Annotated in this window: 18 protein-coding genes; all 18 read left to right on the forward strand. The window is 58.2% G+C overall.

The window, feature by feature from the left end; all coding sequences use genetic code 11:
• Window positions 1-73: 73 nt before the first annotated feature.
• The 18 genes from B9Z52_RS03300 to B9Z52_RS03385 all read left to right on the forward strand — a co-directional run bounded on the left by B9Z52_RS03300 (window position 74) and on the right by B9Z52_RS03385 (window position 15,858).
• Complete coding sequence (locus B9Z52_RS03300; RefSeq protein WP_108412692.1) at window positions 74-1,390, forward strand: phage major capsid protein; 1,317 nt, start codon at window positions 74-76, stop codon at window positions 1,388-1,390.
• A gap of 29 nt (window positions 1,391-1,419) precedes the next feature.
• Entirely contained in the window at window positions 1,420-1,869 is a 450-nt protein-coding gene (locus tag B9Z52_RS03305) for a hypothetical protein (protein ID WP_108412444.1), read from the forward strand.
• A 27-nt stretch (window positions 1,870-1,896) separates the two neighbouring features.
• Window positions 1,897-2,514, forward strand: a complete 618-nt coding sequence (locus tag B9Z52_RS03310; RefSeq protein ID WP_233251799.1) for a head-tail connector protein — start codon at window positions 1,897-1,899, stop codon at window positions 2,512-2,514.
• Entirely contained in the window at window positions 2,511-2,861 is a 351-nt protein-coding gene (locus tag B9Z52_RS03315; protein WP_108412446.1) for a phage head closure protein, read from the forward strand. The genes B9Z52_RS03310 and B9Z52_RS03315 overlap by 4 nt, the downstream gene beginning before the upstream one ends.
• Window positions 2,854-3,342 (forward strand): HK97-gp10 family putative phage morphogenesis protein, encoded by a 489-nt coding sequence (locus B9Z52_RS03320; protein WP_158270502.1) that lies wholly within the window; start codon window positions 2,854-2,856, stop codon window positions 3,340-3,342. The genes B9Z52_RS03315 and B9Z52_RS03320 overlap by 8 nt, the downstream gene beginning before the upstream one ends.
• A 2-nt stretch (window positions 3,343-3,344) precedes the next feature.
• A complete protein-coding gene (locus B9Z52_RS03325) occupies window positions 3,345-3,680 on the forward strand; it encodes a DUF3168 domain-containing protein (protein WP_108412448.1) in 336 nt (111 codons plus the stop codon).
• A gap of 30 nt (window positions 3,681-3,710) precedes the next feature.
• Window positions 3,711-4,121 (forward strand): phage tail tube protein, encoded by a 411-nt coding sequence (locus B9Z52_RS03330; protein ID WP_108412449.1) that lies wholly within the window; start codon window positions 3,711-3,713, stop codon window positions 4,119-4,121.
• Between the two features lie 11 nt (window positions 4,122-4,132).
• Entirely contained in the window at window positions 4,133-4,471 is a 339-nt protein-coding gene (locus B9Z52_RS03335) for a hypothetical protein (RefSeq protein ID WP_108412450.1), read from the forward strand.
• A 50-nt stretch (window positions 4,472-4,521) separates the two neighbouring features.
• Window positions 4,522-4,803, forward strand: coding sequence for a DUF4035 domain-containing protein (locus B9Z52_RS03340; RefSeq protein ID WP_108412451.1), 282 nt, complete (start codon window positions 4,522-4,524; stop codon window positions 4,801-4,803).
• A complete protein-coding gene (locus tag B9Z52_RS03345) occupies window positions 4,796-7,240 on the forward strand; it encodes a phage tail tape measure C-terminal domain-containing protein (RefSeq protein ID WP_108412452.1) in 2,445 nt (814 codons plus the stop codon). The genes B9Z52_RS03340 and B9Z52_RS03345 overlap by 8 nt, the downstream gene beginning before the upstream one ends.
• Window positions 7,241-7,257: 17 nt before the next feature.
• Window positions 7,258-7,596: a phage tail protein gene (locus B9Z52_RS03350; RefSeq protein ID WP_108412453.1), complete on the forward strand. Its 339-nt coding sequence runs from the start codon at window positions 7,258-7,260 to the stop codon at window positions 7,594-7,596.
• Window positions 7,593-8,297 carry a phage minor tail protein L gene (locus tag B9Z52_RS03355; RefSeq protein WP_108412454.1) on the forward strand — a complete coding sequence of 235 codons (705 nt, stop codon included), beginning with the start codon at window positions 7,593-7,595 and terminating at the stop codon, window positions 8,295-8,297. The genes B9Z52_RS03350 and B9Z52_RS03355 overlap by 4 nt, the downstream gene beginning before the upstream one ends.
• On the forward strand, window positions 8,297-9,025 hold the full coding sequence (locus tag B9Z52_RS03360) for a C40 family peptidase (RefSeq protein WP_108412455.1): 729 nt from the start codon (window positions 8,297-8,299) through the stop codon (window positions 9,023-9,025). Before B9Z52_RS03355 ends, B9Z52_RS03360 begins: the two co-directional genes overlap by 1 nt.
• Window positions 9,000-9,593 carry a tail assembly protein gene (locus B9Z52_RS03365; RefSeq protein WP_108412456.1) on the forward strand — a complete coding sequence of 198 codons (594 nt, stop codon included), beginning with the start codon at window positions 9,000-9,002 and terminating at the stop codon, window positions 9,591-9,593. Before B9Z52_RS03360 ends, B9Z52_RS03365 begins: the two co-directional genes overlap by 26 nt.
• Entirely contained in the window at window positions 9,590-13,099 is a 3,510-nt protein-coding gene (locus tag B9Z52_RS03370) for a phage tail protein (RefSeq protein ID WP_108412457.1), read from the forward strand. The genes B9Z52_RS03365 and B9Z52_RS03370 overlap by 4 nt, the downstream gene beginning before the upstream one ends.
• An 86-nt stretch (window positions 13,100-13,185) precedes the next feature.
• Window positions 13,186-13,632: a hypothetical protein gene (locus B9Z52_RS03375; RefSeq protein ID WP_108412458.1), complete on the forward strand. Its 447-nt coding sequence runs from the start codon at window positions 13,186-13,188 to the stop codon at window positions 13,630-13,632.
• 13 nt (window positions 13,633-13,645) lie between these two features.
• Window positions 13,646-14,836 carry an H-type lectin domain-containing protein gene (locus tag B9Z52_RS03380; protein WP_108412459.1) on the forward strand — a complete coding sequence of 397 codons (1,191 nt, stop codon included), beginning with the start codon at window positions 13,646-13,648 and terminating at the stop codon, window positions 14,834-14,836.
• Between the two features lie 11 nt (window positions 14,837-14,847).
• On the forward strand, window positions 14,848-15,858 hold the full coding sequence (locus B9Z52_RS03385; protein ID WP_146182775.1) for a hypothetical protein: 1,011 nt from the start codon (window positions 14,848-14,850) through the stop codon (window positions 15,856-15,858).

Consider the following 15,858-nt stretch of genomic DNA (forward strand, 5'->3'; position numbering starts at 1 on the left):
GTTGGTTGCAAACCCTGTCGCCGCCTTGAGTCATTTCGACCTGGCGGTTTTTTCATTTCTGGAGAACAAATCCATGAGTAAGCAACTCCGCGAGCTTCAGTCTCGCAAAGCAACCCTGGTCAAGGACGCTCGCTCCCTGACCGACATCGCTGCCGCTGAGCAGCGTGACATGAATGAGGTAGAAATCAGTGCATTTGAAGCCCTGAAATCAAAGATCGAGGCAACTTCTGCTGCTATCGATCGAGAGGCAGCCTTGATCTCAGAAGAAGCGCAGATGAACTACACGGCTCAACTGCCCCATGCTTCTGTGATCACAGTTGTGGATAACGCAGCCGCAGACCTCAAGCATGGCTTCAAGAGCGTTGGCGAATTCCTTAAAACTGTTCGCCATGCACAAAATCCTGGTGCCTCGATTGATGAGCGTCTGCTCATCGGCATGAACCGAGGTGCCGTGGCTCCAAGCTCCTTCGGCAACGAAGGTTCTGCCCAAGATGGCGGCTTCTTGGTTCCTCCTCAGTTTGCACAAGAGATTTTCCAGCTGTCGCTGGGCGAGGACTCCCTCTTGCCTATGACCGACAACGTGGAAATCACAGGCAACACGATGGCGTTTCCCAAGGATGAGACCACGCCTTGGGGTACCAACGGCATCCGGGCCTATTGGCAAGGTGAGGCAGCTTCGGCGATTGGCACCAAACCAGTGCTTGGCCTGTCGACCCTGCGCCTTAAAAAGTTGATGGCGCTCGTGCCTGTGACGGATGAGTTGTTGGACGACACCAATGCGTTGTCCACCTATCTACCCGACAAGATTGCGACTTCCATCCGCTGGAAGACCAATGAGTCGATCCTGTTTGGCTCCGGCACTGGTTTGCCTGTTGGCTGTATGACCAACGCAACGACCGTGACTGTGGCCAAGGAGTCGGGTCAAGCAACGCAGACGCTTTTGGCACAAAACCTGGCCAAGATGATCTCGCGCCTGCCACCCGGCTCATTTGGCAAGGCCGTCTGGATCGTGAACAACGATGTGCTGCCTGCACTGTTCACCCTCACCTTGGGCAACTACCCGATCTACCTGCCTACTGGCATGAATCCGGGAGGCATTCAGGTCTCGCCCTACGGCACCTTGCTCGGTCGTCCTGTATTTGTCTCTCAGCACGCCAACACTTTCTCCGCTGCGGGCGATGTGTTGCTGGCTGATCTGTCTTACTACCAGACGATCACCAAGGCAGGTGGCATGCAAACAGCAACTTCCATGCACCTGTATTTCGATGCGGATCTCACTGCATTTCGCACGACATTCCGCATGGATGGCCAATCCAAGATCGCTGCGCCGATCTCCCCCGCTAAGGGCAGCACGACCATGTCGCCCTTTGTCCAACTTGGCGCACGTTGATCGTCGCCTGAACAATAAGGAGAACTCTGATGTTTCCCAATGCAAAAGGCAGCGAACTGTTTTCGGTTCTGGCCACCCTCGACCCCGTCAGTCAAGCTGCGGGCACTGCAACGACAGGTTGGGTCTCTGCAGGCAACCATCACAACCTGCTAGCGCTGATTCAAAGCGGTGTCCTTGGCACTGGTGCTACGCTCGACGCGAAGATTCAGCAGGCAACGGATGCTTCCGGCACCGGAGGTAAGGATGTAACTGGAAAGGCCATCACTCAACTGACTCAGGCCGGTAGTGGCTCTGCAAAGCAGGCCATCATCAATCTGCGTCCTGAGGATTTAGATGTCACAAACGGTTATGCCTACGTTCGCCTCTCGGTGACTGTGGGCGTTGCCGCCAGCCTGACTTCTGCGCAGCTGCTCGGCTTCAATCCCCGGTTCGCAGCGGGCGATGCAAGCAATCAGGCAGCGGTCGCGCAAGTCGTCTGATTCTGAGGGGAGACCAATCGCATGCCTATGCAATTGATCACCCCTCCCGCAGGCGAGCCCGTCTCTCTTCAAGAGGCCAAGACTCATCTGCGGGTGGATTTCGATGATGACGATGGGTTGATCCAAGCATTGATCGCTGCAGCAAGACAAGCAGCAGAGACCATCACCAACAGGCAGTTGATGTCTGCACGATGGAAACTGGTTATGGATAGCTTTCCCGGACCAAGCCTCATGGGCGTGCCCGCTGGACAGCCTTTCTCATTGCCTGGGCATGCCATCCTCATCCAAAAGTCACCCGTCTTGAACGTGGTGTCCATTAACTACCTCGACATGGCAGGCGTACTCCAGTCCATGCCTGCGAGTAATTACACGGTCGACACAGCTTGTGAACCAGCGAGGATCACACCTGTGTTCGGTCAGATCTGGCCGATTGCTCTTCCTCAAATTGGAGCGGTATCCGTCACCTTCGACGCTGGATACGGGACGGCGGCATCGGTTCCCGAGGGGATTAAGAGCTGGATCAAGCTCAGAGTTGGCAGCCTGTATGCGCATCGAGAGGAAGTGGCTGCACTCTCTCGTGGACGTATTGAGCCGTTGCCTTTTGTAGATGGGTTGCTTGACCCTTTCAAGGTTTCCTTCATATGAACCCAATCAGCGCAGGCATGCTCACACGGCGCATCAAAATCCAGCGCCCCAGCACCATCAAAGATAGTGTCGGGGCACCATGCAGATCCTGGCTTGATGTTGCTACTGTGTGGGCGGACATCCAGCCGCTGTCTGGAAAAGAAGCCGTAATTGCCAACCGGATCTCAGCGGAGTTATCGCATCAGATCATCGTCCGGTACCAGAGCCTTTTTGACAACCCTCAACAGGTGGCACAGATGCGAGTGCTTTACAAGGCACGGATCTTCAACATTCATTCGGCACTCAATGAGGATGAAAAGCGCACGCAGATCATCCTGCTGGCGTCGGAAGGGCTTGACGATGGCTAAGCATGAAACGGTCAAAGTCGAAGGGCTAGCCGAGTTGGCCAAGGCACTCCGTGAGCTACCCGATCGAGTTGCCAAGAACGGGTTACGAGTGTCCGTCTACGCGGGAGCAAAAGTCATTCGAGACGAGGCAAGATTGCGTGCTCCCAGGGCGGCTCAGTCGCTGGGACCCAATCAGCCTCCACCGGGAACGCTCAAGCGCTCAGTGATCATGAAACACATCCCTGAGCTTTCAACCCTGACCCGACAGACATTCTTTGTGACCGTGCGTCATGGAAAAAAGTACCTCAAGCAAGGCAAGAAAGGCACCCTTTCGCAGGATGCCTGGTACTGGAGATTTCTGGAATTCGGCACGCGAAAGATGCGGGCACAGCCTTTCCTTCGACCAGCCCTTGAGGCCAAGCGACGCGAAGCTGTCCAAGCAATGAAAGACCGCCTGTCAGATCGCATCGAGCTTGAGACTAAAGCGCTCAACAGAAAGTGACTATGCAGGACTTCTACAACGCCATCAAGGATTTGGCGGCTGGCGAGGTCTATGCGCTTGTCGCCGCTCAAGACGCACAGTACCCAGCCATCGTCTATACGCCCATCGTGCAAGAACACATCTTCGGCATTGATGGTCCTCACGGCTTGCAGCGCGTGCGCGTGCAGGTCGACACCTATGCCAGAACGTATCAAGAGGCCTTGTTGCTTCAAGACCAAGTCTTGGATGCGCTCTTGGCAGACAAGAGCACCGTCGCCGATGTGCGCATGGGGCTCTCCGATTTTGAAGAACAGGCCCGGCTGTACCGGGTAAGCGTTGACTACACCTACCACCGGTAGAGAGTCCGCATCACAAACAGGAGCTAACGCATGAGCAGCACTGCGATTACCGCACAAGGCATCACGATCGCCAGATTTGGCACCACCACCTTTGAGACGATTCCTAACGTGGTTTCATTTCAAGGGCCAGGAGGTCAAGCCGCCGTCATTGATGTGACAAATCTGGGATCAACCTCAAAAGAAAAGCGAGTGGGTCTGCGCGATGAAGGCCAACTCTCCCTGACCATGCACTACAACCCCGACGACCTTATTCACCAGGGTCTGCGTCTGGATCGTGCAAACCGAACTCGTCGGCAGTTCAAGCTGACATTCACCGACACCAATCCCGCTACATGGTCCTTCTATGGCTATGTCACGCACTTCAGCGTGCAGGGTGGCGTTGATGCCGTGGTGCAAGCGTCCGTGACCATCGAAATCGATGGCGAAATTACCGAAGCCTAAGGAATCAAACTATGTTGACCCGTGAACAAATTCTTCAATGCGATGACTTGCCTCGCGAAACAGTGCAAGTCCCCGAGTGGGGTGGCGAGGTGCTAGTTCGAACCATGACGGGCACTGACCGAGATACCTTTGAGGCGAGCTTGATTGGCAAGGAAGGGCGACTTGAAAACGTGCGAGCTCGACTCGTCTCTCTAGCGCTTTGTGATGTAGAGGGTCATCGCCTTTTTTCAGACGCTGACGTTGCAGTGCTTGGTGGCAAAAGCGCCAAAGCACTGGACCGGGTGTTTGCTGTAGCCCAGCGACTCAATGGCATTGGCTCTGACCAGGTAGAAGCAGCAAAAAACGCCTGATCGCCCAACCTTCGCGGCGCTTTGTGTTTCGTCTTGCCCTTGCATTGGGCATGACGGTTCGCGAATTGCTGCAACGGATGGGCTCAGATGAGCTTTCCGAGTGGATGGCCTTTTACCAACTGGAGCCATTCGGGGATTACAGAGCGGATTACAGATCTGGCGTAGTCGCCTCCACATTTGCCAACGCCCACAGGGCAAAGGATGCGAGCCCATTCAGGCCCGAGGACTTCATGCCCTTCCTCGAGAAAAAGCGCACCGTAGACGAAACCCCTCTCAATGTGGCCAGGTTCAAGGCCATGTTCTCGCACAAGGTAGTTAAAAAGCATGGCTGATATCGGCTCTCTGGTGGTCAAACTCGCTGCAGAGACGGCTGAATTCCGTGAAGATTTGGGTAAAAGCGCCCACCTTCTAGAAAAGCATGCCGAATCCATGCGGGGTTCGCTTGAGAAAGTCGCCGAGGTCGCCAAGACCACCTTCGCGATCGCGATTGGAGTGGAGTCTGTGGGGGCACTCAAGGAGTTGGTGGCTCACACACTGGAAACGGTGGCCGCTCTGCAAGACCTGGCTGAGCAGACTGGGGCGAGCGCCACGGCCCTGTCCGGCTTTGCGCCCGTGGCCACCATTTCAGGCGTGGCCATGGACCAAATTGGGGTGGGCCTAACCAAGCTCTCCAAGGGCCTAGCAGGAGTGGACGATGAAACCAAGGGCGCTGCACAGGCTCTGCAGTTTCTGGGGCTAAAGGCCAAGGACTCAGGCGGGAATTTGCGTGACCCAGCTGAGGTGATGAATGACATTGCCCTCAAGCTCTCCCAGTTTGAGGATGGCGCAGGCAAGACGGCCATTGCACTGGAGTTGTTTGGCAAGTCTGGGGCGAGTCTTCTTCCTTTCCTCAAGGATCTTGCAGCCAATCAAGACCTGAACATTCGACTCACCGACGCAGAGATCGAGTCTGCTGAGAAAGCCTCTAAGGCACTGGGTCGTATGCGGGCCGAACACAATTTCGTCGCTCAGACGATCGTGACGGCAGCCCTGCCCGCCCTTGAAGAGTTGGTTGGGGAACTGAAAGCCGTAGTGCTTGGCACGCACAACACTGCTGATGCCATGGTGAAGCTGCGTGATGACGGCACGCTCAAGACCTGGGCTCAAGATGCGGCCTATGGCATGGCTGTCGTGATCGATGCGCTGCGTGCCGTGATTCAGATGACCAAAGCGGTCACTGGCAGTTTTGAGGCGGTGTGGGCCGACATCGAATTGCTCGGCACCTTTTTAGCCGGTGGCAAGGGCTTGAACCCGTTCTCCGAGGAGAACCAGGCCACCCTCAAGACCGCACTGGAAAAACGCAATGCGATCGTCGAGAAGGCCAACCAGACTTACGTTGACTTGTGGAAGATGCCCTTGCTCGCTGATGCGGTCAAGGAACGTTTCGATGCGATCAACAAAGGTGAAGCAGAGGCTGCGTCTGAAGCCAAGAAACCAAAGCTCAATTACAACTCGGCCACTGGTGCGCTCACGGCTGCGGCAATGGCCAAGATCGAGAGCGACATCAAACAGCTACAGGGCTTGACCGATGTTGAAACGGGGATTCTCAAAGATCGTCAGAAGATCATCGATCTCTATGAGAGTCAAGGCTTCATTACCTACAGGGAAGCCAGCGAAGCACGCCTGAATGCTCAACAGGACTTCGCTGATCGCCTCGCTGAAATCTATGCACAGGAGGAGTCGATCCTGAAACGAGGCTTGGCCACTGTGGCCAAGACCACCCAGGACAAGCTCAAACTCCAGGACAAGCTCTCTGAGATCACCCTGCGCCGGGAAAGGCTCGAACGTGAGGCCCAGCAGTCCAACCTTGAGCGCGAGATCAAGCTGCCAGGCGAAACGCTCAAAGACTTGCAGGAGCAGGTGGCCAGGAGCCAGGGACAACTGCGCTCGACCGAGGAGCAGATCAAGGTTTTGCGCGAGACAGGCTCGATCAGCGAGCTCGATGCATTGCGACGACTGTCGGCTGCGCGAAAGTCCAGTGCGGATGAGCTGGCCGACTTCGCGGCCAAGGCACGGGAACTGGTGGAAGCCACCCCGGGCAATGACAAGTTGGCTGAATCCTTCCGACGCATTGAAGAAGCCGCCCGGCAAGCTTCCGATGGAGCGAAGCTTCTGGGCCAACGAGCGCTGGAGTTGTCAGACCCAGGCGCTGGATTTGCCAAAGCACTCCGCACGCTCGGGGAGGAAACCGAGCAAGTGGGCAAGCAGATGGAAGCGGTGACCACCAAAGCCTTCAATGGCATGACCGATGCGCTCACCAATTTTGTGATGACGGGCAAGCTCGACTTCAAGTCGTTGGCTACATCCATCATTTCAGACTTGATTCGCATCCAGATTCAACGAGCAATCACTTTGCCGATGGCGAAAGCCTTAGGCAGCATGTTCGGATTCGCGGATGGAGGCGTCATGACCTCGGCAGGTCCATTGCCTCTGCGTGCATATGCAAGCGGTGGGATCGCATCCACGCCTCAGCTTGCAGTTTTTGGTGAGGGCTCCAAGCCCGAGGCCTATGTGCCGCTGCCGGATGGACGCTCGATTCCCGTAACGATGAACCAATCCTCATCCGGGGGCGGGAGCGTTTTCAACATCTCAGTCAATGTGGCCGAGGGTGGAGTGACCAGCAGTGCTGGGCAGGGCAAGGACCTGGGACGGGCTATTTCCAGCGCGGTACGCCAGGAGTTGCTCAACCAGAAGCGGGCTGGTGGTCTGTTGGACCCGCGTCGGCAGTGATGTATTGAAAGACTCTCATGGCGACATTCACATGGATCGCCTCGATCGGGGCATCCCTCACCGTCAAACCCAATGTCCGCAAGGTCTCGTTTGGCGATGGTTACGAGCAGCGCCTGGCCTATGGCATCAACACCCAGCCCGAGGTCTGGTCGCTGGAGTTCCGGGGCAAGTCCACTCTAGAGGCTGCAGCGATCGACAACTTTCTCCGCTCCCGGGGCGCTGTGCAGTCCTTTGACTGGACCACCCCGAGCGGCATTGTGGGCAAGTTCCTCTGTGAGGAGTGGAGCCGCAGCATCGAAGAACCCAATCTGGAAAACATCCACGCCACCTTCCGGCAGGTGTTTGATCTGTCATGACCAGCCAAGCGATCACCTCAGAAATTCAGAAGCTGGCCCCGAGCGCGGTCATCGAGCTCTTTGTGCTGGACCTGTCTCTCTTCAACGAGGGGGTGGTTCGGTTTCACGCGGGTACCAATGAGCTGCGCCGTCAGGTGGTCTGGCAGGGCAACACCTACGAGCCGTTTCCCATTCAAGCCGAAGGCTTCGAGTTCAACGGCAACGGTCAGGTGCCGCGCCCCAAACTGAAGGTGGCCAACGTCACAGGAAGCATCACCGCGCTCATCCTGTCCTACCAGGACCTGGTGGGGGCCAAAGTCACCAGAAAGCGCACGCTCCTGAAGTATTTGGATGCTGTGAACTTTATCTCTGGGGCCAATCCGACAGCGGACGCCACTGCTGAATTCGCCGACGATGTGTATTTCATTGACCGCAAGTCGCGTGAAACCCGCGATGTGGTCGAGTTCGAGCTGGCCGCAGCGTTTGATCTGGAAGGGGTGTCATTGCCCCGGCGGCAGATCGTGCAAAACGTCTGCCCCTGGCAGTACCGGGGTGCCGAGTGCGGTTACACCGGCACCGCGTACTTCAACGCCAATGATGAAACCGTGAGCTCACGAGCGCAGGATGCTTGTGGCAAACGTCTGGTGTCCTGTCAGAAGCGCTTCGGGGCGAACGCCGAGTTGCCCTTTGGCGGGTTTCCTGCAGCGGGGTTGATCCGGTGATGCTTGAGACCAACCAGTTGCTGGCGCTGGCGCATGCTGCTCGGGAGTTTCCCCGCGAAGCCTGTGGCCTGCTCGTCATTCACAAGGGCCGGGAGACCTATGTCCCTTGCCGCAACATTGGCGTGGGTACCGACCAGTTCGTGATCCACCCCGAAGACTATGTGCGCGCCGACCAACTTGGAGAGATCGTGGGGGTGTTTCATTCCCACCCCAACTTGAGCCCCGAGCCCAGCCAGGCCGACCGGGTGGCCTGCGAAGCCACGGCGCTGCCCTGGTTCATCGTGAGTTTCCCCTCCGGGCAATGGACCGAACTGCAGCCGCAAGGCTATGCCGCACCGCTGGTGGGGCGCGAATGGGCGCATGGCGTGCTCGACTGCTACTCGCTGATCCGGGACTGGTACGCCCAGGAGCGCGGCATTGACCTGCCAGATTTCGCACGCTTTGACGAGTGGTGGAAGCGCGGCGGGAACCTGTACCTAGACAACTTCGCTGGCGCAGGCTTCCATGTGGTGGAGGCCTACGACATGAATCCGGGAGACGTCCTGCTGATGCAGGTCGCATCGCCAGTACCGAATCACGCCGCTATTTACCTGGGCGACGGACTCATCTTGCACCACCTGCAGGGCAGGCTTTCCAGTCGCGATGTCTATGGCGGCTACTGGCAAAAGATCACCACCCACACCCTAAGACATCAACTTCTGAATGGTCACGATCCTTCTTCTCGGTGAACTGGGCAAGCGCTTCGGGCGACGCCACAGGATGGCGGTGGCCTCAGCGGCTGAGGCTGTGCGAGCCTTGTGCGCCAACTTCTTCAGTTTCGAGCGTGAGCTGGTGGCCTCGGGTGAGCGCGGGGTGGGCTACCGGGTACTGGCCGGGCGTGATGCTTTGAGCCTGGACCGGTTGCACGAGCCCAGTGGCCAGCAGCGCATCACCATCGCGCCGGTCGTCTCGGGCGCCGGTGGTAATGGCCTGGGTCAGATCCTCTTGGGCGCTGCCTTGATCGCGGTGTCCTGGTGGAACCCGATGGGCTGGGCCGCAGCAGGCTCGTTCCTGTCTCAGGCCACGCTGTATTCGGTGGGCACATCCATGATTTTGGGAGGTGTGGCCCAGATGATTGCTCCAACGGCCAAGGCACAGGATCCATCTGAGCGACCTGAGAACCAGCCTAGTTATGTTTTCAACGGGGCGGTCAACACCACGGCGCAGGGCCATCCCGTACCCGTGGGTTACGGCCGCCTCATCGTCGGATCGGCCGTAATCAGCGCGGGCATTGATGTGGATGATATTGCGGTATGAGCACCCCTGAGTCTGGATTGATCATTGGCGCAGGCGGTGGCGGCAAGGGGGGAGGTGGCAGCGCCCGTGTGGCACAGGAAGCGCCGGACAGCCTGCGCTCCAAGGCCTATGCCCGGGTGGTGGACCTGGTCTGCGAGGGTGAGATCGAAGGGTTGGCTGCTGGCCTGCACTCGGTGTACCTCGACGACACCCCGATCCAGAACCCGGACGGCAGCTACAACTTCACGGGGGTCACGCTCGAAACCCGTCCCGGTACCCAGCAACAAAGCTACGTCCCAGGCTTCTCTTCGGTAGAAAACGAGGTGGCCGTCGGTGTGGAGTGCAAGGCCAACCAGCCGGTGGTGCGATCCATCAACGACCCTGATGTAGATGCCGTGCGCATCAAGGTCAGCATCCCAACCCTGACGCTGCAAGACACCACCAACGGAGACCTCAACGGCACCTCGGTCAGCTACGCGATCGACGTGCAGGCGCGCGGAGCGGGGTATGTCCAGGTTCTGGCTGACAAGGTGTCCGGCAAGACCACCTCACGCTACCAGCGCAGTTACTACATCCCTTTGACTGGCACCGGTCCCTGGGACGTGCGCCTGCGTCGCATCACTGCCGATTCGACTCAGACCAGCCTGCAGAACAAGACGTTTCTGGAGTCCTACACCGAGGTCATCGAGAGCAAGCTGCGCTACCCCAACAGCGCCCTGATGGCACTGCGGGTGGATGCCTCTCAGTTCACCTCAATTCCTCGGCGTAGCTATGACCTCAAACTCCTGCGTGTTCGGATCCCCTCGAACTACTTTCCCGAGACTCGCACGTATACCGGGGTTTGGGACGGGACCTTCAAGGTGGCTTGGACGGACAACCCCGCCTGGTGTTTCTACGACCTGGTGACAAATACTCGCTACGGGCTGGGCAGTTTCATTCCCGAGTCGCAAGTGGACAAGTGGGCGCTGTACCGGGTGGCCCGCTACTGTGACGAGCTGGTTCCCAATGGGCTGGGCGGCTATGAGCCGCGCTTCACCTGTAACCTGTACCTGCAAAGCCGCGAGCAGGCCTACAAGGTGGTGCAGGACATGGCCTCGATCTTTCGGGGCATGGCTTATTGGTCTGGCGGAGCAATCACTGTCACGCAGGATGCGCCCCAGGATCCTGTCTACCAATTCACGGCTGCAAATGTCCTGGGTGGCGAGTTCGCCTCCCAAGGATCGTCCGCCAAGGCTAGGCACACCGTGGCTCTGGTCAGCTGGGTGGACCCTGATGATTTCTACCGCCAGAAGGTGGAATACGTCGAAGACATGGCAGGCATTGCACGTTATGGCGTGGTGCAGGCCGATGTGGTGGCCATGGGCTGCACGTCACGGGGCCAGGCCAACCGGGTCGGCAAGTGGCTGCTGTATTCGGAGCAGTCCGAATCGGAAATCATCACTTTCCGCACGGGGCTGGAAGGCGCTGTTGTTCGTCCCGGCGATGTCATCAAGGTGGCCGACAGCAGCCGGGGTGGCCTACGCTTGGGTGGGCGCATCGCTGCGGCAACCACGGTAAGCGTCACGCTGGACCAGGACCTTCCCGCCGGTTCGTGGCGCATCTCAGTGCTGCTGTCCACGGGCGCGGTGGAGGAACGCCAAGTCGGATCCCTGTCTGGCCGAACGGTTGGTGTGACCAGCGCATTCTCTTTGGAACCTCAGGTGGGTGCCATCTGGGTGCTGGCCTCCACCCAAGTGGAGACGCAACTGTTCAGGGTGGTGCAGGTCGCGGAGAGCGAGCCAGGCATCCATGAGGTCACGGCACTGGCCCATAACCCGAGCAAGTACGACGCCATCGAGCGTGGGCTGGCACTGCAGCCGCGCGACATCACGGTGCTTTCAACTACGCCGGTGGCCCCTACGGGTCTCACGGTCACTGAGAGTCTTTACCGGGTTAAGAATCAGGCGATGGTGCTCATTCAGGTGGGCTGGGAGCAAGTCTTCGGGGCCCTGGAGTACCAGGTGAGCTACCGGGTCAATGGTGGCAACACCATAACCTTGCCCCGCGTCTCCAGCACCTATCTGGAGATTCGTAACGCAGAGGCCGGGGACTATGTGTTCACCGTGCGGGCCGTAGGGGTGTCCGGCAAGCTTGGGGCATCGGCCACGCTGAGTCAAACCATCTTGGGCAAGTTGCAGCCGCCCGACGATGTGCAGGACTTTGTGGTGCTGCGTCGCACGACCGATCTGCTACTTCGTTGGAGCGCCAATACCGATGCCGATCTGGCAGGGTACGAGGTTCGCGTGGGCACGGGCTGGGATGCTGGCGCCTTGGTTGGGCAAACCGCTGGCACCCAGCTCGTGCATGACCAGAGTGAATCTGGTCAGTACAACTACTTCATCCGGGCGTTCGACACCTCGGGCAAGTACAGCCAGCACGTCACCACCTTTCGTCTGACCCTACTGGCACCTGCTGCGGTACGTCAGTTCGATGTGGTGCAGTCGGCCAACCGGCTGGAGTTTCGCTGGCTTCCCAATGCGGAGCCGGAGGTGGTGGCTTATGAGCTGCGCGAAGGCACGGCTTGGGACACTTCGATCTTCATTGCCGAGGTCAAGTCCAGCAGCTTCACGCTGCCCTCGGGCTTTGACGGTGAGCGCAGTTTCTGGATCAAGGCAATCGCATCGCCCGGCATCTACTCTAACGATGCCACCTTCGTCTCAACTGTTGTAGCTCAGCCTCAGAATGCCAACCTACTGGTCACCATCGATGCGCAGGCCACCCGGTTTCCCGGGGTGAAACACTTCGCATCGGTGGAATCGGTCAACAGCTTGGACGTGCTGCGCATGGACAGTGGCGTGGCGCAGTCTGAGTATCTGTTCGAGGTGAATCTGCCCACCAGCTACCGGGCGCAGAACACGCTGCTGGCCAGCATCGGGGCCACTTTGGACGACCGGGAAACCTGGTCTACGGCGAACTATGTCTGGAGCAGCAATGCGGGCAAACGGCAGTGGACTTATGACGGTGCACTCAAAAGCATCGAGGCCCGCTTTCAGATGGCCCGCGAAGACACGTTGCAGGCGGGTGAGCTATACGGCTGGCGTCTCAATGGGGTGCTGGCAGGCTACGGGAGTCCCGCCAGTGGTGAGGCCATCGGTGTGAGCTATGGCGACGGTCGCTACGGCAGTGGGGTACTCATCAAGGACACAACCCGGATCTCCTGGGGTGTGAGCATTCCGGGGGTGTTCCATGTGAGCTTCTGGTTCATCCCGAACCAGATCACCACTTCGGTGATCTGGACAGCTACTGGTGCCGCAGTGAGCTTGCTTGTCGGGTTCGATGCGGCGACTGGCAGCTTCTTTTTGGAAGACCACCTGTTCAACCGGATCGTGGTGCCATACCCCGTGAATGTGAGCGATCGAGTCTGTATTGGCGTGTGCCAGACCGCTGCCGAGCGCAGGCTGTTTGTCGGAAAGATGGGCGCAGAAGTTCAAAGCGCAAGCAGTCCTTTGCTCCCCACAGCCGGTTACACGGCGCTCAAGCTGTACTGAACCAAAACTTAGTTCTCATTCCCACTATTCCGGGCGTTGTATCGAAAGGTGCAGCGCCCGTTTTGTTTAAAGAAACGGAAAACTCCATGATTGAAGAAGGCATGAGCATCAAGGGCTCAATCACGTTGCTGCTGGCCAAGCCCACGGGCGAGGTCGAGGTGGTGCACAAGGACAACATCATCGTCAACGGCGGCTTTGACTTCGTCGCAGATGCCATTGGCAACTCGGCCAGTCGTCCTGGGGTGATGGGCTGGATCGCAATGGGTACCGGCACCACTGCTGCCGCTGCCACGCAGACTGCGCTGGTCACCGAGATCAAGCGCAATGCGGCCTCCTATGCCCACACGGCGGGCACCAAGGTGTTCACCTTCACCGCCAGCTACCCGGCCGGTGACGCTACTGGGGCGCTCACGGAAGCAGGTGTCTTCAATGCCGCTTCGGCGGGCATCATGTTCGACCGAGTGGTCTTCCCTGTGGTGAACAAGGGTGTGGACGACAGCCTCACGGCCGTCTTCACCTTCACCATGAGCTGATCGGGCACTTGAGATGGCCGAGACCGTCAACGTCTCCAGCTCCCCAGGGGCCAACTACAGCTGGACCTCTGGTACGTTCACCTGGGGCAGCGCAACGGCAGGCAAGAACTGGTCAACGGCTTACCCGGCCGTCTACGTGCTGAGCGTGGCTACGGACCTGAGCTTTGCAGAGCTCGCCAAGAAGCTGGGTATCAAGCGAAGTTCCGAGACCCTGGCCTTGGCAGAAAAGCCCAGCCGGGCGCTCACTCTCAGCAAGTTCGAGACCCTGAGCTTCGTGGAGACCTACACCGACCTGATCGCCTTTGTGCTGCGCTTCGTGGAGTCGCTGACCTTCTCGGAGAAATACGCACGCACAGGCACCAAGGCCGTGTTCGAGGTGTTTCAAGTGGCCGAAGGTCTGGCCAGGCAACTGGCCTTGCGCAAGTACGAAACGCTGGCGCTGGCTGAGACATACACGGACCTGATTGCCTACATCCTGCGGGTATCGGAGAGCCTGAGCTTTGTAGAAAAGCCTTCCAAGGCCGTGACCAAGCCTCAAAGGGAGAGCTTTGGGATGAGTGATGCGCTGGCCCGCTCACATGTCAAGCGAGTAGCGGAAGCCTTCTTGTTTGCCGAGGGCTTGGGCAGAACAGTTGCATACCGACTGTCCATCAGTGAGGGCTTTGCGATTGCAGAGGCACTGCGCCGGGCCCAGACCTTGAAGCTCAGTGAAGCCCTGAACCTTGCCGAACAGTATCGTCGCCGGGCCAATGGAGTGATCAGCGACATGATCGTTGCCAGCACCGAAATCACCGATCAGGACTTCATGGACATCCTGGAGTCCGGACATCCCCCGGGGTACACCAACTTTAGGGATTTCATTCAGGGCGACTACACCTACCAGCGGGCGCTTTTCAGGGCGATTCTGACTTCCAGCAATGCCGACCGTGGCTACATCGATGGCCTGAGGGTGACGGTGGACGTTCCCGATGTCTTTGACCGGGGCACGGCGCAGGTTGTCACAGCCGCCAATGGCGTGACCGTGGTCTTCACCAGGCAGTTTCGTGTGGCACCGGAAGTCACGTTGACCTTCAAAGGCGGCACCACCATCGCCATTCCCCGAATCCTCGGTTCAGTCTCTACCACTGGCTTCACCGCCATTCTTGAAAACACCTCTGGAACCCGCGTAACGGGAGCCATTTCTTGGGTTGCCCAAGGGTATTGATAGGGTACTAAATGCAAAACTACACCGAAATTCCTTCCACTACGACGCTCTCGGACTCGCTGTCGCAGATCCTGAACAATGACAAGACGGCGTTGTCACTCTCCAGTGGAACGGCATTCCCAACTGTGAATCTGCAGCTGGGTATGCCGTGTTTCAGGACCGATGAGCAAAAGCTCTACATGCTCACCGTGGTCAGTCCCGTCACGTGGAAGATGGTCATTGACCTGTCGGCCACGGTGGGAAAGGTGGCCAATGCAGATCTGCTGGATGGCATCGACTCCACTGGATTTGCACTGAGTGGTCACAACCACGATGCCGCATATGCGGCGCTGGGGCACAACCACAACACGGCATACCTGGGCATCACGGCGAAAGCCGCCGACGCTGACAAGCTCGATGGTTATGACTCCACAGCCTTTGTGCGTTCAGTCAATGGCAACGCGCCGGATGCCACTGGCAATGCCACCGTACCGATCGATTTGTCGAGTCGATTGGCCAAAGCCGGTGACACGATGACAGGTCATCTGTACATGGGTACTGGTGCAGTGATTTATTCGTCACAGTCTGGTGCGGCGGACAACGCTCGCAACACCGGCTATCGCATGAACGATGGTCAGGACATCGGCGAGATGGGACGCAGCAACCAGTACTACGACGATCTGGCGGGCAACTGCAACGGCATCTTGCCAACCGGCAACTGCGCAAGCAATACGTACTGGAAGCCCTCCAATACCAACTGGTGGACCTGGGGTCTGGGGTTTAACTACTGTGCCAACTCGGCCCAATACGACGGCGCTGGAGGGACGACCTACGCCTACAACGCTGTGCCCAGCACGGGCTACAACTACGACGCCTACTACCTGGCCCAAGACGAAATTGGCGGGGGCGAGTATCACCGCTGGTACCGAGCCTGCAATTGCAACTGCAACTGTGGCAGCTACACCAACTGCAACTGCGGCAACACGGCCTTCAACTGCCGAACAAATTGCAATTGCAACTGTGCCTGCTGTGGTTGCTGCTGA

It is taken from the genome of Limnohabitans sp. Jir72 (genome assembly GCF_003063575.1).
Taxonomy (GTDB): Bacteria; Pseudomonadota; Gammaproteobacteria; order Burkholderiales; family Burkholderiaceae_C; genus Limnohabitans_A.

Excerpts from the sequence above, each read along its gene's own strand:
- B9Z52_RS03300 (WP_108412692.1), top strand. The coding sequence starts at position 74 with ATGAGTAAGCAACTCCGCGAGCTTCAGTCTCGCAAAGCAACCCTGGTC.
- B9Z52_RS03305 (WP_108412444.1), top strand. The coding sequence starts at position 1,420 with ATGTTTCCCAATGCAAAAGGCAGCGAACTGTTTTCGGTTCTGGCCACC.
- B9Z52_RS03310 (WP_233251799.1), top strand. The coding sequence starts at position 1,897 with ATGCAATTGATCACCCCTCCCGCAGGCGAGCCCGTCTCTCTTCAAGAG.
- B9Z52_RS03315 (WP_108412446.1), top strand. The coding sequence starts at position 2,511 with ATGAACCCAATCAGCGCAGGCATGCTCACACGGCGCATCAAAATCCAG.
- B9Z52_RS03320 (WP_158270502.1), top strand. The coding sequence starts at position 2,854 with ATGGCTAAGCATGAAACGGTCAAAGTCGAAGGGCTAGCCGAGTTGGCC.
- B9Z52_RS03325 (WP_108412448.1), top strand. The coding sequence starts at position 3,345 with ATGCAGGACTTCTACAACGCCATCAAGGATTTGGCGGCTGGCGAGGTC.
- B9Z52_RS03330 (WP_108412449.1), top strand. The coding sequence starts at position 3,711 with ATGAGCAGCACTGCGATTACCGCACAAGGCATCACGATCGCCAGATTT.
- B9Z52_RS03335 (WP_108412450.1), top strand. The coding sequence starts at position 4,133 with ATGTTGACCCGTGAACAAATTCTTCAATGCGATGACTTGCCTCGCGAA.
- B9Z52_RS03340 (WP_108412451.1), top strand. The coding sequence starts at position 4,522 with ATGACGGTTCGCGAATTGCTGCAACGGATGGGCTCAGATGAGCTTTCC.
- B9Z52_RS03345 (WP_108412452.1), top strand. The coding sequence starts at position 4,796 with ATGGCTGATATCGGCTCTCTGGTGGTCAAACTCGCTGCAGAGACGGCT.
- B9Z52_RS03350 (WP_108412453.1), top strand. The coding sequence starts at position 7,258 with ATGGCGACATTCACATGGATCGCCTCGATCGGGGCATCCCTCACCGTC.
- B9Z52_RS03355 (WP_108412454.1), top strand. The coding sequence starts at position 7,593 with ATGACCAGCCAAGCGATCACCTCAGAAATTCAGAAGCTGGCCCCGAGC.
- B9Z52_RS03360 (WP_108412455.1), top strand. The coding sequence starts at position 8,297 with ATGCTTGAGACCAACCAGTTGCTGGCGCTGGCGCATGCTGCTCGGGAG.
- B9Z52_RS03365 (WP_108412456.1), top strand. The coding sequence starts at position 9,000 with ATGGTCACGATCCTTCTTCTCGGTGAACTGGGCAAGCGCTTCGGGCGA.
- B9Z52_RS03370 (WP_108412457.1), top strand. The coding sequence starts at position 9,590 with ATGAGCACCCCTGAGTCTGGATTGATCATTGGCGCAGGCGGTGGCGGC.
- B9Z52_RS03375 (WP_108412458.1), top strand. The coding sequence starts at position 13,186 with ATGATTGAAGAAGGCATGAGCATCAAGGGCTCAATCACGTTGCTGCTG.
- B9Z52_RS03380 (WP_108412459.1), top strand. The coding sequence starts at position 13,646 with ATGGCCGAGACCGTCAACGTCTCCAGCTCCCCAGGGGCCAACTACAGC.
- B9Z52_RS03385 (WP_146182775.1), top strand. The coding sequence starts at position 14,848 with ATGCAAAACTACACCGAAATTCCTTCCACTACGACGCTCTCGGACTCG.